The sequence below is a fragment of the Aporhodopirellula sallentina SM41 genome (assembly GCF_000346505.1).
Classification (GTDB): domain Bacteria; phylum Planctomycetota; class Planctomycetia; order Pirellulales; family Pirellulaceae; genus Rhodopirellula; species Rhodopirellula sallentina.
Genome location: NZ_ANOH01000440.1, coordinates 1 through 3,679 on the forward strand (window position 1 = coordinate 1; position 3,679 = coordinate 3,679).

At 55.2% G+C, this 3,679-nt stretch carries 5 protein-coding genes; 2 read left to right on the top strand and 3 right to left on the bottom strand.

The annotated features are described in order from the left end of the window. Nucleotides 1-338 (top strand): glycoside hydrolase family 16 protein (locus RSSM_RS28465; RefSeq protein WP_008688018.1); only part of this gene is annotated, 338 nt, incomplete at its 5' end. Between the two features lie 203 nt (nt 339-541). Here RSSM_RS28465 and RSSM_RS28470 read toward each other — a convergent pair. The 3 genes from RSSM_RS28470 to RSSM_RS28480 all read right to left on the bottom strand — a co-directional run bounded on the left by RSSM_RS28470 (nt 542) and on the right by RSSM_RS28480 (nt 3,107). Further along, nucleotides 542-934 carry a DUF3859 domain-containing protein gene (locus RSSM_RS28470; protein WP_044303909.1) on the bottom strand — a complete coding sequence of 131 codons (393 nt, stop codon included), beginning with the start codon at nt 932-934 and terminating at the stop codon, nt 542-544. Nucleotides 935-970: 36 nt separating this feature from the next. Then, the gene (locus RSSM_RS28475) at nt 971-1,906 is read right to left on the bottom strand and encodes a hypothetical protein (RefSeq protein ID WP_008688022.1); all 936 of its coding nucleotides are present in this window, start codon (nt 1,904-1,906) and stop codon (nt 971-973) included. A 220-nt stretch (nt 1,907-2,126) separates the two neighbouring features. After that, entirely contained in the window at nt 2,127-3,107 is a 981-nt protein-coding gene (locus tag RSSM_RS28480) for an SDR family NAD(P)-dependent oxidoreductase (RefSeq protein ID WP_008688024.1), read from the bottom strand. Nucleotides 3,108-3,222: 115 nt separating this feature from the next. Between RSSM_RS28480 and RSSM_RS28485 the strand changes: the two genes are divergently transcribed. After that, the coding region (locus tag RSSM_RS28485; RefSeq protein ID WP_008688026.1) for a UDP-N-acetylglucosamine 2-epimerase at nt 3,223-3,679 on the top strand (457 nt) is incomplete at its 3' end.

Here is a 3,679-nt window from a genome sequence, read left to right on the forward strand (position 1 = left end):
CCGGATCCGAATCACAGCAGTTCAATGCCGCCTCGCGTCCTCGACCAACCGCATACGTTGATGTCACCGACAAACAGTTTCATCAATACGGCGTTGAATGGTCGCGAGACTCGATGAAGTGCTACGTCGACGGGAAACTGTATTACACATTCACCGAGAATATCCCTACCGACCCGGTCGATATGATGATCCTGTTGACCATGGAGTTCAAACCGAACGCATGGGATCCGAATCAAGGCGACGGTCGTACCGAAGGCCCGTTTGTATCCGACACACCTAAATTGCGAGAGATGTCTCGAGCCGTGGTCGACTACGTCCGTGTGTTTCGTCAGCACTGAAACGCGAGGCTAGGCACGTTATGAAAGACGCAACGTGACGGGCTTCCATATAGCGATCCGAACGCCTCGGTAGATTGCGTTGCCGGCGGGAGTTGGTTTCGGTTGTTTCGTGTTAACCGAGACTAACGTCGTTAGGCTGATGGTTTTCTACCCAGCTACTTTCCGCTCAGCACTGAAACCGGTAACCACCGACGAACGCTTTCCTACGTGGCCGACGAGAGCGAGAAGGTTTTCTCCGCAATCACTTTCCCGTCGAGTTCGAGCCACATCCGCCACTCACCGATCTTGTCCGCGATCGGCTCCCAGACCGTATCGCCGAGATAGAAGTCCCAATCATTGGTCTTCACATAAACGGTCCCGTCGAAGGGTGCTCGACGTTTGCCTAGGTCGTCGCGAATCCCCGGATGGTCGATGCAAAAGTACAACTCTTGGTTCTTCGCATTTTTGATGTTCACCACAAACCCGAACTCAACATCGACCACCGCAGGAACATCGGTCGTCACCTCCTGCAACCGGGGCAGGTCTTTGGAACCAGACTCCCACTTTGAATAAATGCCGTGAGTACGTAACCGGACCTCTGTTTTTCTCTTCGCCATCAAAATCCCAAACGGATAGTTCTTCGGTTCGAACCGTTATTCTTTCTTGCCTGTTTTCAACGTCGACGCCACCGCACTGGTCAAGCTTGCGAAAGATTTCGGTGTGTAGTTTTTCTCTGCTGCGACCGCTTTCATGGCGTCGTCCATCTCGAACGCGACACCTTGCGGAATTTGCACCAACGCGAAGGCGTCCTTTTTAGGGATTCCCAACAGGTTGAACTTGTCGGAATCCACGTTCATCACTCGATCTTCGTGCATGTTCGGCGGCAACAATTGGATCGTCGTATCGGCGACACGCAAGGTGGACTCATCCGAACCGGGGTCGAGCAACCACACGAGTGTTCCGATGTTTCCATTTTCTGGGAATACCCAGATGTAGTAGCGCACGACCATGTCGCGGTGTTCGCCATTTCGCAGGATGATCGCGGGTGCATCAAAGACCATGCTGTTCTTCGTCCGCGCCACCTGCTCGACTTTCGACAACGACTCGACGTTTCCGTCCAAAACGCTGCGACCGATGATCGACAGATCGCCACCGAGTTCCGCTTGGGTGTCGGACGTGACAATCGTGTTGACCCCGTTGATCTTCATCGAAAAGCCGACCGCGACTTGATCGAGTTCGTAATCGCCCTCCGCGTTCCGATCGGTATTGGCGAGCATGACCAAGTTGAAGATTTCGCTGTAGTACTTCACCGTATCCGACACGGCATCCACATCACCGCTGGACAGTTTGCCACGCACGAACGAAATCAGATTCGACCAGTCCTCCGGTGGCTTTTCTGCAAAGCGAGTTCCCGGCGGAATCTTCGGCAGCGGCACCCGACGGTACAGCACCCGCTGCGATGCCGGAGTCGGTTGATGGCGGACGACTGCCGTTTCAGCGTGCAGGCTCTCGAAACATGAGGCCGTCAGACACAACGCGATTGACGCGATAATGACGATGAGAGGTCTAAAAACACGTGAACAACACATCAGGCGGTATCCGAATGTGAAAGGGGCCGGAATAAAACGGGGGCAGGGACAACCCCCGCCGTCGCCCCGAAAGTATTCGCGTCCGGACAGCAAACGTCTAGACCCGTCCTCACCCCAACTCAAAGCTGGCCCTGATCCCGCTCGGAACCATCACGGACTCCTGCGGCAAACATCGATCCAGACACTTCGTCAGACCTCGGTGCGATCCGCCTCGCATGCACTACGGCAGTTGCAGTTGTCCCGACCAAGGTTGATGCTCGCGATACCAATCGACCGACGCGTCGATGCCTTCGTCCAAGTCGACTTTTGGCGTCCATCCGAGCAGTTCGCGAGCCTTCGTGATGTCGGCCGAGGTGATCTTGATATCCGCCTTGTGGAATGTTTTGTGGTCGACCTTCGCTTTCTTGCCGAGTCGCTCTTCGAGCATCGCGATGATGGTGTTGAGTGAAACCGGGGTACCACCGCCGCCGAGGTTCACGATCTCGTAGCCGACCGGTTTGAGAGCGGCAATGGTTCCCGACGCGATGTCCGACACGTAGGTAAAGTCACGGGATTGTTCCCCGTCGCCGAACAACTCGATCGGTGTTCCCTCATCGATCCATTTGATGAATCGGAAGATACACATGTCCGGACGGCCTGCCGGTCCGTAGACGGTGAAGTAGCGACAAACCGAAACGTCGATCCCATAGAGATGGTGATAGGCAAACGCCATCGCCTCGGCCGCTTTCTTACTCGCCGCGTAGGGCGAGATCGGTGTGTTGACCGGCAGCGTTTCGACAAACGGCATCGGTTGGCCCGCATAGAGCGACGAGGTCGAGGCCAAGACATATTTCTTGACCCCGTGACGCTGCATCTGATCGAGCAGGTTCAAACTGCCCATCGCGTTGGTCGTCATGTAGACATGTGGGTTCTCCATGCTGTAGCGAACCCCCGCTCGCGCGGCGAGATTCAACACTCCGTCGAATGAGTGCTGCTCGAACAATTCCTCCAACGTTTCCTGGTTTTCAATATCACCACGAACAAATTCGAACTGCTCCGGCCCATACGCCTGCAATCGCTCCAAACGATGCTCTTTCAAACGCACGTCGTAGTAGTCGTTGACGTTGTCGATTCCGACAACCTTCGACCCCGACTCGATCAACTGCGAGGCGACTTCGTTGGCGATAAAACCGGCACATCCGGTAACGAGATAAGTGGTCATACAACAATCATCATCAGAAGCAAACAGAATTTGGGTTGAGCGTCATGGTCGCGACAATCAGACTACGAGCCCGAAAATACCTCGTCCCCCTCCATTGAGCCGAACAGTTTAATCCGTGAATCGTCCAAAAATAGCGGTCTTCTTTGGCACCCGCCCCGAAGCCATCAAAATGGCCCCGATTGTCACCGCGTTGGCCAGCGACGACCGTTTTGAATTGATGTCGGTGTCGACCGGCCAACACCGCGAAATGCTCGATCAGGTGGTCGAAATCTTCCAAATTCCCGTGCATCATGACCTCGAGGTGATGACGCCGGGACAGACGCTCGCGTCACTTTCATCAAAACTGATGACAAAAATTGACGCATTATTAGAACAAGAAACTCCCGATTTCGCTCTCGTTCAGGGCGACACCACGACGGTTTTGATGGCGTCGCTGGCGTGTTTCTACCGCCGCATCGCGACCGGACACGTCGAAGCCGGTCTGCGAACCGGCAACCTGGCGAGCCCGTTCCCGGAAGAGGCCAACCGCGTCCTCGCAACGCCGCTCTCCACGCTGCACTTTGCCCCGACTC